This window comes from Pseudonocardia sp. ICBG601 (assembly GCF_020496245.1).
Genome location: NZ_JAHLJA010000148.1, coordinates 2855530 through 2871104 on the forward strand (window position 1 = coordinate 2855530; position 15575 = coordinate 2871104).

Below are 15575 nucleotides of genomic sequence, written 5' to 3' on the forward strand. Positions count from 1 at the left end.
CCGCCCGCGGCGGCTCAGCCGACGGCGGCGCGCCGGGCCGTCCCCGCGGCCGGGCTGCGCTCGTGCACGAGTGCGCTGAACACGAGCGCGAACACGCCCCAGACGACGACCTGCGCGCCCAGTGCGGCGGCACGGAAGTCGTAGAGCACCGTCGCCGGGAAGTCGGCGGGCGTCTCGGCGACGGCGGGCAGCAGCGACCCGACGACGAGGGTCACCACGAGGTAGCCGACCCCGGCGGCGACGACGGCGTTCCACCGGCCCAGCCGCGGCGTCAGCCGCTCGGACGCGACCACGGCGACGACCATCAGCGCGATCGAGACGACCACCATGAGCAGGAACAGCCCGGTGCGCGAGCCGATGGTGTCGTCGGCGGTGGAGGCGGGCGGGTTCGCCGGGTACTTCACCAGCGGCACCAGCACCGCCGAGACGAACCCGAGCAGCGTGACGACCACCGCGGTCGACCGCGAGCCCAGCGGCGCCAGCCGTCCGCGCGCGACGGCGAACACGAGGGCGAGGATGCCGCCGATCGCGACGCCGTAGACGACGTAGGCGACACCGAGCCCGACGTTCGCCTGGACGGCGCGGCTGACCAGCTCCTCGTGGGCGTGCTCGTCGGAGGCCGCGGCCATGGCGTCCTCGAAGGCGATCCCGCCGTCCAGCGGGGGCTCGCCGAAGAACCGGGCGAACAGGTAGGCCACGACACCCGCGGCCAGGCCCGCGATCATGCCGCGGACCAGCAGAGCTCTCACGATCACGTCCGGCTCCGCGTCAGTGGCAGGGGAAGCCGAGCAGGTGCCGGCCGTCGTGGACGAACTCGTGGATCATCGCGCCGGGCACCAGCGAGGTGACGCCCTGGTCGATGCCGACCAGGTACAGCAGCACGAGCATGACGACGCCGGCGAAGATCGCCCACGGTGCGATCTCGCGCAGCGGGATGGGAGCCGGTACGGCTCCGGTGAGCGGTGCGGGGACGGCGTGGGTCATCGGTCGCTCCGGGGTTCGGGGGTGTACATCTGAACAGATGCACGGAGAAATGGTGCGCGCGGCGTCAGGGGTCGTCAAGTGACCAGGGGGACCTGTCGGCTCACACTGGTGACGCGTGCCGCCACGAACGGGACGCGGGGCGCACACTTCCCGGCCGACGAGCCCGTCGGGCCGGGTGCGGAGGCCCACCTGCGCGCCCTGCCCCGGCTCCGGGCCGACCGGTTCCGGCACGCGCCGGACCCCGCGTCGGTGGCGACGTGCGCCGCACTGGGCGGCCCGGGGGAGGCCGATCCGGCGCTGCGGTCCTGGGACGCGGGCGCCTGGGCGGGCCGCCCGCTCGACGTCGTCGCCGCCGAGGACCCGGACGGGGTGGCGGCCTGGCTCGCCGACCCGGCGGCGGCGCCGCACGGCGGGGAGTCGCTGCACGACCTGCTCGACCGGGTCCGGGGCGTGCTGGCCGGCGTCGGGGGCGGGCACACGGTCGCGGTGTGCGGGCCGGCCGTGGTCCGGGCCGCCGTCGTGCTGGTCCTGGGGGCGCCCGCCACGGCGTTCTGGCGGGTCGACACGGGCCCGCTGACCGGCACCGACCTGCGCGGCGGGCCGGACCGGTGGACGGTGCGCGCCACGGGCGCGCCGCAGACCCGGGGCTGAGCGACCACCGTCACTACGTCTGTACATCGGTTCAGGTGTTCACGTATGAGTAAGCCGATCGTGACGATCATCCGAATTGTCGTGTCGGCGTCGTGGCCGCGGGGTCCGCCGTCGGGGGAGGGACACCCATGCCTGCGAGACGGATCATGAGTGCCATCGCGGCGGCGACGGCCGTCCTGCTGCTCACCGCCGGGTGCGTGCAGACCACCGGCGGCGCCGGCGGAGGCGCGGACGACCGCACCCTGACCTTCGCCACGAGCTTCGCGATCGACGACCTGGACCCGGCCGAGAACGCGATCTGGGGCGTCGAGTTCGGCTACGCGGAGCTGCTCATGCGCCCGGACCGCGCCGGCGACCCGACCCCGTGGGTGCTCGAGGAGCTGACCTCGACCGGCCCGCTGACCTGGCGGATGACCCTGCCGCCCGACGCCTCGTTCGTGAACGGCCGCCCGCTCGACGCCGCCGCGCTCGCCGAGCTGATCACCTTCCAGCTGGCCGACAACGCCTCGTTCGCCGCGGCCCTCCCGGGGGCCACGGCGGCGGCGACCGGACCGCACGAGGTCGTGCTCACCACCGGGCGCCCGGCGCCGAACGTGCCCGCGCTGCTCGCCGACGAGTCGATCCTGCCCGTCTACGACAGCGCCGCGTACCGCGCGCACCGCGACTCCGGCGCGCCCGCGTCCGCCCTGGTCGACGCCGGCATCTACACCGGCCCCTACGTGGTGGAGTCCCTGGACTCCTCGGCCGCCCGGCTGGCCCCGCGGGCCGACCACTGGGACGGTCCGCCCGCGCTGGAGGCGGTGACCGTGCGCTTCGTCCCCGAGGCGGCGGCACGGATCCAGGCCGTCCAGGCCGGGGAGGCCGACATCGCGCTCTACCCCTCGCGCGCGACGCTGCCCACGCTGGCGGGCCGCGACGACGTCGCGGTGGTGACCGACGAGCCCACCGGCCCGTCGCTGCCGCTGTTCCTCAACCAGCGCGAGGCCCCCTTCGACGACGACCGCGTCCGCCGGGCCGTCTACGCCGCGGTCGACTACGACGCGATCGCGAACGAGGTCATGCAGGGCCAGTTCCTGCCGGCCACCGGCCTGTACGTGCCGAGCCGGCCGTGGGCGGAGACGACCCAGCGCACCGACGTGGCGGCCGCGGAGCGGCTGCTCGACGAGGCGGGCTGGGTGCGGACCGGCGACGGTCCCCGCACCCGCGACGGCCGCCCGCTGCGCTTCTCGATGCTGACCTACCCCGAGCAGCCCGACTCCGACGCCGTCGCCCTCGCGCTGCAGGCCCAGCTCGCGGAGCTGGGCGTCGGCGTCGACATCCGCCAGGTGCCCGACATCGACTCCGTCCTCAAGACCGGCACCGGCTGGAACTCCGGGATCAGCTCCCGCGGCTTCATCTCCTTCGGCGGGGACTACGTCCTGCCGCTGCAGACCATGGTCCGCAGCGACGGGGAGGCCAACTTCAGCGGCATCGCCGACCCGGAGCTGGACGCGCTCGTCGACCGGGTGGGCGTCGAGCTCGACCCGGCCGCCCGCGACGACCTGCTCCGCCGGGTCCAGCAGCGCATCGCCGAGCGCGGGCACCTCGCCTACGTCGGGCTGCGCAGGCCCGCCGTCGTCACCTCGCCCGCGTGGAGCGGCTACGCGATCGAGGGTTCCAACCTGTGGGTCGCCCACGACACGGCGCCGACGGGCTGAGCAGGTGCGCACCGTCCTCCGGCGGCTCGGTCAGGCCCTGCTCACCCTGGCCGGTGCGGCCGTGCTCGTCTTCGGGATGCTCGCGGTCACCCCGGGCGACCCGGCCCAACGGGTCCTGCAGGCGCGCGGGGTCCTGGAACCCGCCCCGGCCGCGGTGGCCGCGGTCCGCGCCGAGCTGCGGCTCGACGACCCGCTGCCGGTCCGGTTCGGACGGTGGGCCGGCGACGCCGTGCGCGGCGACCTCGGTGTCTCCTGGCGGACCGGACGGCCGGTGGCCGCCGAGTTCGCGCAGCGGCTGCCCGCGACGCTGCGGCTGACCGTCGCCGCGCTCGGGATCGCCGTCGTCGCCGCGCTGGCGCTCGGGACGACGGCGGCACTGGGTGCCGGGCGCTGGCCGGACACGGTGTCGCGGGTCGTGGCGCTCGTCCTGCTGGTGGTCCCCGGGTTCGTCCTCGGGGTGGTGCTGCTCGACCTGGTCGTGGTCCGGGCCGGGCTCGGCCGGGTCATCGCCGACGGCGGCTGGGGCACGGTGCTGCTGCCCGCGCTCGTCCTCGCCGCCGGGTCGGTGCCCGTGTGGTCGCGGGTGCTGCGCACGAGCCTGGTGGAGGCAGGCGGTGCCGGGCACGTGACGGTCGCGCGGGCCCGCGGCGCCGGTCCGCTGCGCGTCCTGCTGGTGCACCGGCTGCCGCACGCGCTCGCCCCGTTCCTGACCATGGTCGGGCTGGGCACGGCGGCGCTGATCGGCGGCGCCTCGATCGTCGAGAGCGTGTTCACCTGGCCGGGCGTCGGGCGGTTCACCGTCGAGGCGATCACGGCCCGGGACATGCCGGTGATCGTCGGGTTCACCCTGCTGGCCGTCGTCGCCTACGTGGTGGCGAGCCTGGTCCTCGACCTCGTCTGCGCCGTGATCGACCCCCGCCTGCGCGGTGCGCGGTGACCGGGGCCGGGATCCTCACCCCCGCGGCACCGCCCGTCCCGCACGGACTCGACGGGCGGACCACTCGCGCCCTGCTCGCGAGCCCGGCGGCCCGCGCCGGGCTCGCCATGGCGGCGGTCCTGCTGGTCGCGGCGGTCGTCGGGCCGTGGGTGCTCCCGGACCCCGACCTGCCCGACTACACCCGCCAGCTCGCGCCGCCGTCGCCGGGCAACCTGCTCGGCACCGACCACGCCGGGCGGGACCTGCTGGCCCGCAGCGTCGCCGGGGCCCGCAGCTCGCTGGGCGCCGCGGTGGCGGTGATGGTCCTGTCCGCGGTCGTGGGGATCGTCGTCGGGACGCTGGCCGGTGCGGTGGGCGGCGCCCTCGACACCGTGCTCACCCGCGCCACCGACGTCATGCTCGGGCTGCCGACGCTCGTGCTGACCCTCGCCGTGGTCGGTGTGCTCGGACCCGGGCACCTCAACCTGGTGCTGGCGATGGTGGTGACGAGCTGGGCCTCGCTCGCCCGGCTCGCCCGCAGCGTCGCGCAGGGCGCCCCGCACCGGCCGGACGTCGTCGCGGCGCGGATGGCCGGGGTCGGACCGGTGCGGGCGGTCCTGACCCACGTCGTCCCCGGGGTCACCGCCCAGGTGTCGGTGGCGGCCACCCTGGGGCTCGGCGACGCCGTGCTGCTCCTGGCCGGGCTGTCCTTCCTCGGGCTGGGCGCCCAGCCGCCCACCGCCGAGTGGGGCACCATGCTCGCGGCCGGGCGGGAGACCTTCGCCTTCGCGCCGTGGCAGCTGATCGGGCCCGGGGCCGGGCTGGTCCTCGCCGTCGCCGCGGCGACCCTGGTGAGCGACGCGCTGCGCGACGTGACCGACCCGCGGGGGCACCGGTGAGCGCGCTGGAGGTCCGCGGCCTGACCGTCACCTATCCGGACGGTCACCGGGCCCTCGACGACGTCGACCTGCGCATCGACGACGGCGAGCGCTGGGCCGTCGTCGGCCGCTCCGGCAGCGGGAAGTCCACCCTGGTCCGCACCGTGCTGGGCCTGCTCCCGGCCGGGACGACGGTGACCGGCAGCGTCCGGGTGGCCGGTCGCGAGGTCCTCGGTCTGCCCGAGGCCGCGCTGCGCGCGCTGCGCGGCCCGGTGGTCGGGTACGTGCCGCAGGACCCGTTCGCGGCCTGCGACCCGCTGCGCACCGTCGGGCACCACGTCGCCTCGGCGTGGCGGGCGCACCGCGCGGCCCCGCCGGCGGGCCGGGTCGACGCCGACCTCGCGGCGGTCGGCATCGAGGACCCGGCCGGCAGCGCCGCGCGGCACCCGCACACCTGGTCCGGCGGCATGCTGCAGCGGGCGACGATCGTGGCGGGCGCCGCGCACTCGCCGCCGCTGACCCTGGCCGACGAACCGACCAGCGCGCTCGACGCGGAGCTCGCCGACGAGGTGCTGGCGCTGGTCCGGGAGCGCAGCGGCGCACTGCTGCTGGTCAGCCACGACCTGGCCCTGGTCGCCCGGCACGCGCAGCAGGTCGTGGTGCTCGACGGGGGCCGGGTCGTCGAGCGCGGCCCGGCGGCCCGGCTGCTCGCGGCCCCCGCGGCGCCCGCGACCCGCACGCTGGTCGCCGCCGCGGTGCCCGCCACCCGGCCCGCGCCTCCCGCGGGTCCCGGCGACCCTGACGACGGCGGCCCCGGCGACGGCGGCCCCGATGACGGCGGATCCGGCGGTGTCGGATCCGGCCGTGGCGGCTCCGACGTCGTGGTCCGCGCGGACCGGGTCCGCCGCCGCTACGGCACCGTCACCGCGGTGGACGAGGTCTCGCTGACGCTGCGGGCCGGTGAGGTGTTCGGTCTGGTCGGGCGGTCCGGCTCGGGGAAGTCCACGCTGGCCCGCCTCGTCGCGGGCCTGGAACGGCCCGACGCCGGCACGGTCGTCCACGGGGTCGGGTCCGCCCGTCCCGGCTGGGTGATGCCGGTGTTCCAGGACCCGGTCGCCTCGCTCGACCGGCGCTGGCCGCTGTGGCGCACCCTGGTCGAACCCGTCCGGGCCCGCGACGGCCGGCTGTCCCGGGCCGCGGCGCGCCGGCGGGCGGCGTCGATGCTGGACCGGGTCGGCCTGGGCGAGGTCGACCCCGACCGCAGACCCGCGACGCTGTCGGTCGGGCAGGCCCAGCGGGTGGCGATCGCGCGGGCGCTGGCCGCGGAGCCCGCGCTGCTCGTCGCCGACGAGCCGACCGCGAGCCTCGACGTCGCGACCGCCGCCGAGGTCACCGCGCTGCTCGCCGGGGTGGCCCGGGCCGGGACCGCGGTCCTGGTCGTCAGCCACGACCGGGACCGGCTGGCAACCTGGGCCGACCGCATCGTGACGATGCGGTCCGGTCGCCTCGACCCCTCACCCCGGACGCAGGGAGCACACCGATGACGACGACCGACCGCGCACTCCTGCTGGTCGCGCGCCCCACCCCGGCCGGGGTGGACGCCCGCTCGCTCGCCGGGCTGGTCCGGGCGGTCGCGGAACGCGTCCCCGGCCCCGTCCGCCACGCCCACCTCGACCAGGAGACCCCGTCGGTCCCCGCCGCCCTCGACGCGCTGGCCGCGGACGGGGTCGCCTCGGTCCTCGTCGTGCCGCTCGCGGTCCCGGCCGACCGCTACCTGACGACCTGGATCGCCCGCGCGGTCGCGCACCGCGGCGCGGCGTCGGGCGACGGGCCGCAGGTGCGGATCGCGCCGGGGCTGACCGAGGTCGTCGCGGACGCCGTCGTCGCGCTGGCCGCGTCCGAGGGCGAGCCGGTCACCGCGTCTCCGGGAGGGTTCGCGAGCCCGGCGTTCTCCGAGCTGGAGGTCCCGGACCGGCACCTGTTCGTCTGCCGCGGCCCGCGGTGCCTGGTGTACGGGGCGGGGGAGACCCACCGTGCCCTCGCCGCGGCCGCGCGGGGCACCACGACCCAGGTGACCCCGTGCGGCTGCCTGGGACCGTGCAACCTCGGGCCGCTCGTCGTCGACGGTCCCACCTGGCACCGGGCCGTCACCGCGGAGGACGCGGCCGCCCTGGTCGCCCTCACCCCAGGAGCGTGAGCAGCCCGGAGAGCTCCAGCGCGTGCCGCGCCGGGCCCGGCGGCACCTCGACCCGCAGCCGGTGCCCGCGGGCGCCCGCCCGGTCGGCGGCCTCGGCGAGCAGGGCGGCGCCGTTGCTCGCGACGTAGGTCGGCCCGTCGAGGACGAGGAGCACCGGCCCGGCGGCGACCAGCTCCAGGAGCCGGTCGCGGATCTCGGCGGCCCCGGCGAGGTCGAGGTCGCCGGCCAGGGTGAGGCGGCGGGCGTCGCCGCTGCGGCCGTCGTCGTGCAGCTCGGTGCGCCGGCGCCCGGGGGAGGGCCGTACGGGCGGCGCGGGCTGCTGCGCCACGGCGGGCGTGTGCGGGTCCGGGGTGATCCGCATGCGCACCACGGTGCCCCGGCCCGCCGTGTCGATCTCGGCGGTGGTGGCGATGGCGCGGATCATCTGCAGGCCGCGCCCGCGGTAGCCGGGGTCGGGCGGCGGCGGCCGCCAGCGGCCGGTGTCGGCGACCTGGGCCCGGACGCCGTCGTGCGGGGTGTACCCGAGACGCAGGCGCACCTCACCGGGCGGGTCGAACTCGGCGTAGCCGTGCTCGACGCTGTTGGCGGCGGCCTCGTCGATCGCGCGGACCAGGTCGTCGCCGAGGTCCTCGCCCAGACCCACGTGGCCGGCCCAGCGCCGGACCCGGCGGCGCATCCCCGGCAGCTCCCGGGCGGACCCGGGGACGGTGAGGTCGATGTCGGGCGGGAGGACGCGGACGCAGACCAGCGCGGCGTCGTCGGTGTGGGCGGCCCCGGCCAGGGCCCGGTCGACGATCTGGTCGGCGAACTGCTCGGGCGGCAGCCCCGCCACCTCGGCGGCGATCCGGGCCAGCCGGTCCAGCCCCTCGTCGACGACCTCGCCCCGGCGCTCGACGAGCCCGTCGGTGTAGAGCACCAGCGTCTGCCCGGCCGCGATCGGGGCGACGCCCTCGCCGAAGGGCGGCCGGCCGCGGATCCCCAGGACGGGGTTGTGGCCGCCCGCGAGGTAGCGGCTGCCGTTCTCGTCGACGACCAGCACGGGCAGGTGCCCGGCCCGCGCCCAGCGCAGCTCCCCGCGGCCGGGGTCGACGACCACGCAGGCCGCCGTCGAGTAGCGGGCGCCGGGGATCCAGGTCGCGAACTCGTCGAGCAGCTCCAGCGCGGACGCGGGGTCGCGGCCCTGCCGGACGGCCCCGGAGAGCACAGTGCGCAGCTGGGCCATCACCGCGGCCGCCGCGACGCCCTGCCCGACGACGTCGCCCACCGACAGCCCGACCCGCCCGCCGCCGAGGTCGACGACGTCGTACCAGTCGCCGCCGGCCTCGGTGCCCGCGGCGCCGGCCTGGTAGCGCACCGCGATCTCCACGGTGTCGAGGTCGGGCAGGCGGGTGGGCAGCAGCGTGCGCTGCAGGGTGTGGGCGACCTCCCGCTCGGCGCGGTAGAGCCGGGCGCGTTCGAGCGCCTGCGCGGCCGGGTCGGTCAGGGCGAGCAGGGTGGCGCGCTCGCTCGGGGTGAGCGGGCGCGGCGTCCCGAACGCGACCGCGATGACGCCGACGGTGCGCGCGGCGGTGACCAGCGGGAGGGTGAAGACGGTCGCGTGGCCGAGGCCGTCGAGCAGGGTGGCCAGCTCCGGGTGGCGCTCACGCCAGTCGGTGCCCGGTTCCAGCCACAGCGCGCGGGCCTGGCGGGCGGTCACCGCCGCCGGGGCCGGCGAGCTCAGCGGCACCTCGCGCCACGCCTGCGGGTCGGCGACGTCGTGCAGGGCCAGCGCCCGCAGCTGCTGCCCGGCCGGGTCGAGCTCGTAGACCGCGATCCGGCAGGTGCCGAGCAGCGCCCTCAGGTGGGTGACGACGGTCCGGGCCACCTCGGTCGGGTCGGCGGCGGCGGACAGCTGCGCGGTGGCCCGCTGCAGCAGCGCCAGCCGGTCGGCGTTGGCCCGCTCGTCGGCGAGCAGAAGCGCGTTGTCGAGCGCGAGCGCGGCGCGGTCGGCCAGCTCGGTGACGAGCTCGATGTCGTCGGGGGCGTACGGCGTCGTCCGCGGGCCCCGGACCAGCACCAGGACGGCCAGCGCCCGGCCGCGCGCGGACAGCGGCACCCCGACCGCGGAGCGCGCGGGGATCGGGGAGCCGGGGACCATCGCGCCGGGCGCGGTGTCGTCCCACAGGACGGCGGCGCCGGCGTCGAGGACCTGGAGGCCGAACGAGGTCTCGGCGGGGCGCTCGTCGAGCACCTCCTCGGTCGCGGCGTCCGGACCGCACCGGGCGACCCGGACGAGCTGCCCGGCGTCGTCGACGCGGCGGACCGTGCACACGTCGGCCAGCCGGGTCTCGACGAGCAGCGCGGTCAGCCGCCGCAGCCGGTTGTCGACGCCGTCGGAGCTGTCCAGCTCCCGGCTGAGCCGGGCGAGCAGCGTCTGGCGTTCGGACTCGCGGTAGCGGACGTTGATGTCGGTGCCGCTGCCCACCCAGCCGGTGACCGTCCCGTCGGTGCCGGTGTGGAGCGGGACGGCGTGCTCGAGGATCCAGCGGAAGGCGCCGTCGGCGCGGCGGAGCCGGTACTCGATCTGCCAGCCCGTCCCGGACGCGAGCGCCGGGGCCACGCGGTCGCGGTAGCGCTGCCGGTCCTGGGGGTGCAGCCCGTCGGTCCAGCCGTCGCCGAGGTCCGCGGGGACCTCCCGGCCGGTGAACTCCTGCCAGCCGGAGTTGACGTAGGTCCGCGCGCCGTCCGGGTCCGCGACCCAGATCAGGGCCGGGGCCAGGTCGGCCATGGCGGTGAACCGGGCCTCGGCGTCGCGACGGCCCCGCCCCAGCTTCAGGTGGGCGTTCACCCGGGCGACGAGCTCGGCCGCGGAGAAGGGCTTGACCAGGTAGTCGTCCGCGCCGGCGCCGAGGCCCTCGATCGCGGCCTCCTCACCGGCCCGGGCGGAGAGCAGCAGGACGGGCACCCCGGCGGTACGACGGTCGCCGCGCAGCGCCGCGAGCAGCTCCATGCCGTCGAGCACCGGCATCATGATGTCGGTGACGACCAGGTCCGGCGGGCGCTCCCGGGCCGCGGTCAGCGCGGACTTCCCGTCCTCGACGAGCTGGACCTCGTAGCGGTCGGCCAGCAGCCGCTGCAGGTACTCGCGCATGTCGGCGTTGTCGTCGGCGACGAGGATCCGGCCCGCGGAGGCCGGCGCACCCGGCCCCGCCCCGTCCCCGACGACGGGCGCCGGTGCCGGACCGGGCAGCCAGCGCAGCGCCTCGCCGACGAACGCCTCCGAGGTCGCGGTCGGTGCGCCGCCCGACGCCGTGTCGGCGACGCGGTCCGGGTCGAGGTGGGCGGTGCCGGTCGGGATCCGGACGGTGAACGTGGTGCCCGCGCCCGCGGTGCTCGCCGCGGTGATCGTCCCCCCGTGCAGGGTGACCAGCTCGCGGGTCATGGCGAGCCCGATGCCCGACCCCTCGGTCGAGCGGGCGCGGGCACCGGCGATGCGATGGAACCGCTCGAACAGCCGGGGCAGCTCCTCGGCGGGGATCCCGGCCCCGGTGTCGGCGACGGTCAGCTCGACCGCGTCGTCGCCGTCGGCGCGCAGGGCGACCGCGACGCGGCCGTCCAGGGTGAACTTCAGCGCGTTGGACAGCAGGTTGAGGACGACCTTCTCCCAGGACTCCCGATCCACGTGGACCGGCCCGGGCAGCGGCGGGCAGTCCACCGTGTAGTCCAGCCCAGCGCGCTCCATCGCCGACCGGAACAGGCTGGTCAGCTCGGTGGTGAAGGCGGCGAGGTCGGTCGGCTCGAACGTCGCGCGCAGCCGTCCGGCCTGCAGCCGGGAGAAGTCGAGCAGCGTGGTGACCAGCCGCCCGAGGCGCAGCGCGTTGCGGTGCACGACGTCGAGCTCCGCGGCGAGCCGGTCGGGCCCCGGCGGGTCGTCGCGCAGCTGCTCGACCGGTCCCATGATCAGCGTCAGGGGCGTGCGGAACTCGTGGCTGACGTTGGAGAAGAAGTCGGTCTTGGCGCGGTCGAGCTCGGCGAGCGCCTCGGCCCGCTCCCGCTCGGCCTCGTAGGCGCCCGCGGCGACCAGCGCGGCCCCGACCTGGCCCGCCAGGAGGTCGACGAAGGCCCGGTAGCGCTCGTCGAAGGTCCGGAACGGGTTCAGCCCGACGACCAGCGCCCCCCGGATCCGGGTCTCGCCCTGCGCCCCGGCGAGCGGGACCAGCACGGCGTGCGACGGCGGCCGGTCCCAGGCGCTGTGGGGCAGCCCCGGCAGGCGGGCGGCGAGGTCGTCGACGACCGCCGTGCCGCCCTCGCGCACCGGGTCGAGCGGCCAGCCGGCCGGGTCGGCACCGGGCGCGTCGGGCGCGATGCCCGCGGAGCCGGCGAGCCGGGTCCCGCCGTCCTCGGTGAACTCGTAGACCAGCCCGAACGGGACGTCCTGCGGGTTGCCGGCCAGCGCGCGCCCGACGGCGGCGTACACTTGCGCCCCGGTGCGGGTCGGCCCCAGGTCGGCGGCGAGGTCGCGCAGCGTCTGCATGCGGCGTTCGCTGAGCACGCGGTCGGTGTTCTCGGTGACCACGCACAGCATCCCGGCGACGGCGCCGTCCTCGTGCAACGGGCTGTAGGAGAAGGTGTGGTAGGTCTCCTCGGGGTAGCCGCTGCGTTCGAGGAACAGCAGGAGGTCCTCGTCCCAGGTGGCCCCACCGCCGGCGAGCACCGACCCGATCAGCGGGCTGACGTCGTCCCAGACCTCGGCCCACACCTCGCGCGCCGAGCGGCCGAGCGCCCACGGGTGCTTGTCGCGCAGCGTGTCGCGCCGGTAGGCGTCGTTGTAGAACATCGTGAGGTCCGGGCCCCACGCCATCCACATCGAGAACCGGGAGTCGAGCAGCATCCGGACGACGCTGCGCAGGTCCGGTGACCAGCGCTCGGGCGGGCCGAGCGGGTGGGAGGACCAGTCGTGGGCCGCCATCGCGGCGTGGACGAGGTCGGACTGCGTGCTCTCGACCGCGTCGTCGTCGCCGCGCATGAACCACCTCCTCGGCCCGGTCGGACGGCCGTGGAAAATCTAGCCGACCCCGTCCGGACGTGCGCCACTCATCTCCACGGGCGGTGCTGGACAGGCCCCGGAGTGGCGGGGTTCACTCCTCGGGTATGGGGACATTCGCTCCGGGGACGGACGCGGAGTGGTCGACGGCGACGGTCGGGACCGAGGACGCGTTCGACTACTGGCGCGACATCATCTGCGACACCTTCGTCCAGCTCGCGGCCCGGCCGAGGTCCGCGGAGCCGTTCGGCGGCAGCATCCGCAGGCGGGAGCTGACCGGGCTGGAGATGTCGCTGGTCGACGCCGGCCCGCAGGACGTCGACCGCACCCGCTCGCTCATCGCCCGCTCGGGGGAGGAGTGCGTCCTGGCGAGCATCCAGCTCACCGGTGCCGGTGCGGTGCGCCAGGACGGCCGAGAGGCCCGGCTCGCCCCCGGTGCCATGGCCTTCTACGACAGCACCCGGCCGTACACGCTGAGCTTCGACCGGCCGTTCCGGCAGCTCGTGATCCAGGTGCCCAAGGCCTCGCTGGCCGGGGCCACCGCCCGGTACGCGACGGCGGTGCCGCTGCCCGCCCACGGGCCGGGGCGGCTGGTGTCGGAGTTCTTCCTCGGGCTCGCGCGGGAGCCGGCGACCGCGGAGCAGGGCCGCACCCTGGTCCCGCACGCGCTCGGGCTGCTGGACTTCGCGCTCGGTCTCGCGGCGGACTCGGTGCCCGCCGGCGGCCGGTCGGCCGCGGTGCTGCAGCGGGTGCGGCGCGCCGTCGCGGGCGGTGCGGCCGACCCGCAGCTCGACGCCGACGGCGTCGCCGCGGCCTGCGGCGTCTCCCGGCGCACCCTGTTCCGGGCGCTCGCCGAGGACGGCACGACGTTCACCGCCCTGCTCCGCGCGGAACGGGTGCGACGGGCGTCGGAGCTGCTGCGGGCCCGGCCGGACCTGTGCCTGCCGGTGGTCGCGGCGCGCAGCGGATTCCCGGGGGAGGCCCAGCTGCACCGGGCGTTCCGCCGGGAGCTGGACACGACGCCGGGGGCGTTCCGCCGGACGGTCTGACCGGGCCCGGACCGTCATGTGCCGTGGCACGGACCGTCACGGGCGGCGCCGGGAGTGACGCCAGTCTCGTCGGGCAGCGGCGGTCGACGAGCGACCGTCGAGCCGTCGACCAGGAGATGACCATGGCGCAGACCGTCCGGGTGGCAGCCGTCCAGGCCGAGCCCCGCTGGCTGGACCTCGACGCGGGCGTCGAGCAGATGATCGGGATCATCGAGGACGCGGCGGCCCGCGGGGCGCAGCTGGTCGGCTTCCCGGAGACCTTCCTGCCCGGCTACCCGTGGTGGATCTGGCTCGACGCCCCCGCGGCCGGGATGGCGTTCGTCCCGCGCTACGCCGAGAACTCCATGACCCGCGACGGCGAGCACATCCACCGGCTCGCCGCGGCCGCCGGGCGGAACCGGATCCACGTGGTGTTCGGCTTCAGCGAGATCTCGCGCGGCTCGCTGTACATGGCGCAGGGGTTCCTGTCCGACACCGGCGAGATCCTCGGCGTGCGGCGCAAGCTCAAGCCGACCCACGTCGAGCGGTCGGTCTTCGGCGAGGGCGACGGCAGCGACCTGCAGGTCCACCCGACCCCGATCGGCCGGGTCGGCGCCCTCAACTGCTGGGAGCACATCCAGCCGCTCACCAAGTACGCGATGTACAGCCAGGACGAGCAGATCCACGTGGGGGCGTGGCCGAGCTTCTCGGTCTACCGCGGCGGCGCGCGGGCGCTGGGCCCGGAGGTGAACGTCGCCGCCAGCATGATCTACGCCGTCGAGGGGCAGACGTTCGTCGTCTCGCCGTGCGCCACGGTCGGGCAGGCTGCGCACGACCTGTTCTGCGACACCGAGGTCAAGAAGCAGCTGCTGCTGCAGGGGGGCGGGTTCGCCCGGATCTTCGGCCCGGAGGGGTCCCCGCTCGGTGAGGACCTGCCCGAGGACGTCGAGGGGCTCGTCGTCGCCGACCTCGACTTCTCGCTCATCGCGATCGCCAAGTCCGCGGCCGACCCGGTCGGGCACTACTCCCGCCCGGACGTCCTGCGCCTGCTGGTCGACCGGTCGCCGCACCCGGCGACGGTCGAGCGTGCGGTACCGGCACCCGCCTTCGCCGACGCCGACGAGCCCGTCGCCGCGGCCGACCGGGGCTGACGTGGAGTCCTCGATCGCGCCCCACCTGCGGCGCCCGCGCACGGTCCCGACCCGCACGGGGCCGGACTTCCGGCCGCCCTACCCGTCGTTCAGCGCCCGGTTCCCGCAGCACACCCGGGAGGTCGTCATGGCCTACCTGGGCGTGCAGTGGCCCGACCGCGACGGCGTCCCGACCGCGGTCACCGAGGCGGTCGCCGCACTGCGGGCCTCCCTCGTCGCGGGCGGCGCCGGGCACGTCGACCTCGCCGAGTACGTCGACGAGGCCGGTTTCCGCACTCGCGTCGTCATCGCCTACTGGACCGACCCGGACGCGTACCGGCGCTGGCGGGCCGCCGACGACTGGACCGCCCCCGAGCACGCCGGAGCGGGGCTCGGTCGGTTCCGCGAGGTCGTCGTCCCGACGGTCGACCGGTTCGAGACCCTGTTCTCGAGCGACCGGCTCGACGGGGTCGCCCGGCTCGCCGACGGGCTCAGCGGCGAGATCCGCGAGCACGCCTACTGGGGCGGCGCCCGCGACCGCCTCCCGATCGCCCAGGACGGCGAGATCGCCCCCGAGGGACGGGTGCGGGTCACCGTGGACGGGCCGGTCCGGACGGTGCGGCCGGGCCGCAACGTCTGCCTGATCCGCTCCGGGCAGGAGTGGACCGAGACCGCGGGCGAGGAACGGCGGATGTACCTCGAGGACGTCGAACCGCACCTGCGCGCGGGCATGGAGTACCTGCGCGACGAGGGGCTCGCCGTGGGCTGCCACGTCAACCGGTACATGACCGTCCTCGACGACGACGGCGCCCCGACCGACCGCACCTTCGGCCTGAGCTGGTGGCGCAGCATGGCCGAGCTGGACACCTGGGCCGAGTCGCACCCGACCCATCTGGCGATCTTCCGGGCGGCGATGCGGTACCTGTCGACGATGGGGCCGGCCGCCAACCTGCGGCTCCACCACGAGGTGACCGTGGCGGAGGGGGACGACACCGAGTTCGTCTACGTCGGGTGTCACGACCGGACGGGGTTGTTGCGGGCGGTGGGGGCGTAGGCCGTGGACACACCGTC

Annotated in this window: 12 protein-coding genes; 9 read left to right on the forward strand and 3 right to left on the reverse strand. The window is 76.5% G+C overall.

Translation table 11 applies throughout. From position 1 onward, the window contains the following. Positions 1-14: 14 nt before the first annotated feature. Together KPL57_RS43040 and KPL57_RS43045 are read right to left on the reverse strand one after the other, a co-directional pair. Positions 15-755 (reverse strand): CbtA family protein, encoded by a 741-nt coding sequence (locus tag KPL57_RS43040; RefSeq protein ID WP_226356147.1) that lies wholly within the window; start codon positions 753-755, stop codon positions 15-17. A gap of 13 nt (positions 756-768) precedes the next feature. Then, positions 769-984 (reverse strand): CbtB-domain containing protein, encoded by a 216-nt coding sequence (locus KPL57_RS43045; RefSeq protein WP_226356148.1) that lies wholly within the window; start codon positions 982-984, stop codon positions 769-771. Between the two features lie 108 nt (positions 985-1092). On the opposite strand from KPL57_RS43045, the gene KPL57_RS43050 reads away from it, so the two are divergent. The 6 genes from KPL57_RS43050 to KPL57_RS43075 all read left to right on the forward strand — a co-directional run bounded on the left by KPL57_RS43050 (position 1093) and on the right by KPL57_RS43075 (position 7323). After that, positions 1093-1635, forward strand: a complete 543-nt coding sequence (locus KPL57_RS43050) for a histidine phosphatase family protein (RefSeq protein ID WP_308253094.1) — start codon at positions 1093-1095, stop codon at positions 1633-1635. Positions 1636-1781: 146 nt separating this feature from the next. After that, on the forward strand, positions 1782-3332 hold the full coding sequence (locus KPL57_RS43055) for an ABC transporter substrate-binding protein (protein WP_226356150.1): 1551 nt from the start codon (positions 1782-1784) through the stop codon (positions 3330-3332). A 4-nt stretch (positions 3333-3336) separates the two neighbouring features. Then, a complete protein-coding gene (locus KPL57_RS43060; protein ID WP_226356151.1) occupies positions 3337-4269 on the forward strand; it encodes an ABC transporter permease in 933 nt (310 codons plus the stop codon). Beyond that, positions 4266-5147, forward strand: coding sequence for an ABC transporter permease (locus KPL57_RS43065; RefSeq protein WP_226356152.1), 882 nt, complete (start codon positions 4266-4268; stop codon positions 5145-5147). The genes KPL57_RS43060 and KPL57_RS43065 overlap by 4 nt, the downstream gene beginning before the upstream one ends. Continuing rightward, positions 5144-6670 carry an ABC transporter ATP-binding protein gene (locus KPL57_RS43070; RefSeq protein WP_226356153.1) on the forward strand — a complete coding sequence of 509 codons (1527 nt, stop codon included), beginning with the start codon at positions 5144-5146 and terminating at the stop codon, positions 6668-6670. Before KPL57_RS43065 ends, KPL57_RS43070 begins: the two co-directional genes overlap by 4 nt. Next, positions 6667-7323 carry a (2Fe-2S) ferredoxin domain-containing protein gene (locus KPL57_RS43075; protein WP_226356154.1) on the forward strand — a complete coding sequence of 219 codons (657 nt, stop codon included), beginning with the start codon at positions 6667-6669 and terminating at the stop codon, positions 7321-7323. The genes KPL57_RS43070 and KPL57_RS43075 overlap by 4 nt, the downstream gene beginning before the upstream one ends. Here the strand turns inward: KPL57_RS43075 and KPL57_RS43080 are convergent. After that, entirely contained in the window at positions 7307-12328 is a 5022-nt protein-coding gene (locus KPL57_RS43080) for a SpoIIE family protein phosphatase (protein ID WP_226356155.1), read from the reverse strand. The two genes, KPL57_RS43075 and KPL57_RS43080, sit on opposite strands and share 17 nt — an antisense overlap. A 125-nt stretch (positions 12329-12453) precedes the next feature. On the opposite strand from KPL57_RS43080, the gene KPL57_RS43085 reads away from it, so the two are divergent. From KPL57_RS43085 to KPL57_RS43100, 3 genes are all read left to right on the forward strand, one after another. Continuing rightward, entirely contained in the window at positions 12454-13395 is a 942-nt protein-coding gene (locus KPL57_RS43085) for a helix-turn-helix domain-containing protein (protein ID WP_226356156.1), read from the forward strand. A 122-nt stretch (positions 13396-13517) separates the two neighbouring features. Next, a complete protein-coding gene (locus tag KPL57_RS43090; RefSeq protein WP_264198742.1) occupies positions 13518-14525 on the forward strand; it encodes a carbon-nitrogen hydrolase family protein in 1008 nt (335 codons plus the stop codon). 1 nt (position 14526) lies between these two features. Then, positions 14527-15558 carry a phenylacetaldoxime dehydratase family protein gene (locus KPL57_RS43100; RefSeq protein WP_308016726.1) on the forward strand — a complete coding sequence of 344 codons (1032 nt, stop codon included), beginning with the start codon at positions 14527-14529 and terminating at the stop codon, positions 15556-15558. The last annotated feature ends 17 nt before the right edge of the window (positions 15559-15575 follow it).

Bases quoted from the DNA above. Each gene is read 5' to 3' on its own strand.
- KPL57_RS43090 (WP_264198742.1), top strand. From the start codon at position 13,518: ATGGCGCAGACCGTCCGGGTGGCAGCCGTCCAGGCCGAGCCCCGCTGG.
- KPL57_RS43075 (WP_226356154.1), top strand. From the start codon at position 6,667: ATGACGACGACCGACCGCGCACTCCTGCTGGTCGCGCGCCCCACCCCG.
- KPL57_RS43045 (WP_226356148.1), bottom strand. From the start codon at position 984: ATGACCCACGCCGTCCCCGCACCGCTCACCGGAGCCGTACCGGCTCCC.
- KPL57_RS43080 (WP_226356155.1), bottom strand. From the start codon at position 12,328: ATGCGCGGCGACGACGACGCGGTCGAGAGCACGCAGTCCGACCTCGTC.
- KPL57_RS43055 (WP_226356150.1), top strand. From the start codon at position 1,782: ATGAGTGCCATCGCGGCGGCGACGGCCGTCCTGCTGCTCACCGCCGGG.
- KPL57_RS43085 (WP_226356156.1), top strand. From the start codon at position 12,454: ATGGGGACATTCGCTCCGGGGACGGACGCGGAGTGGTCGACGGCGACG.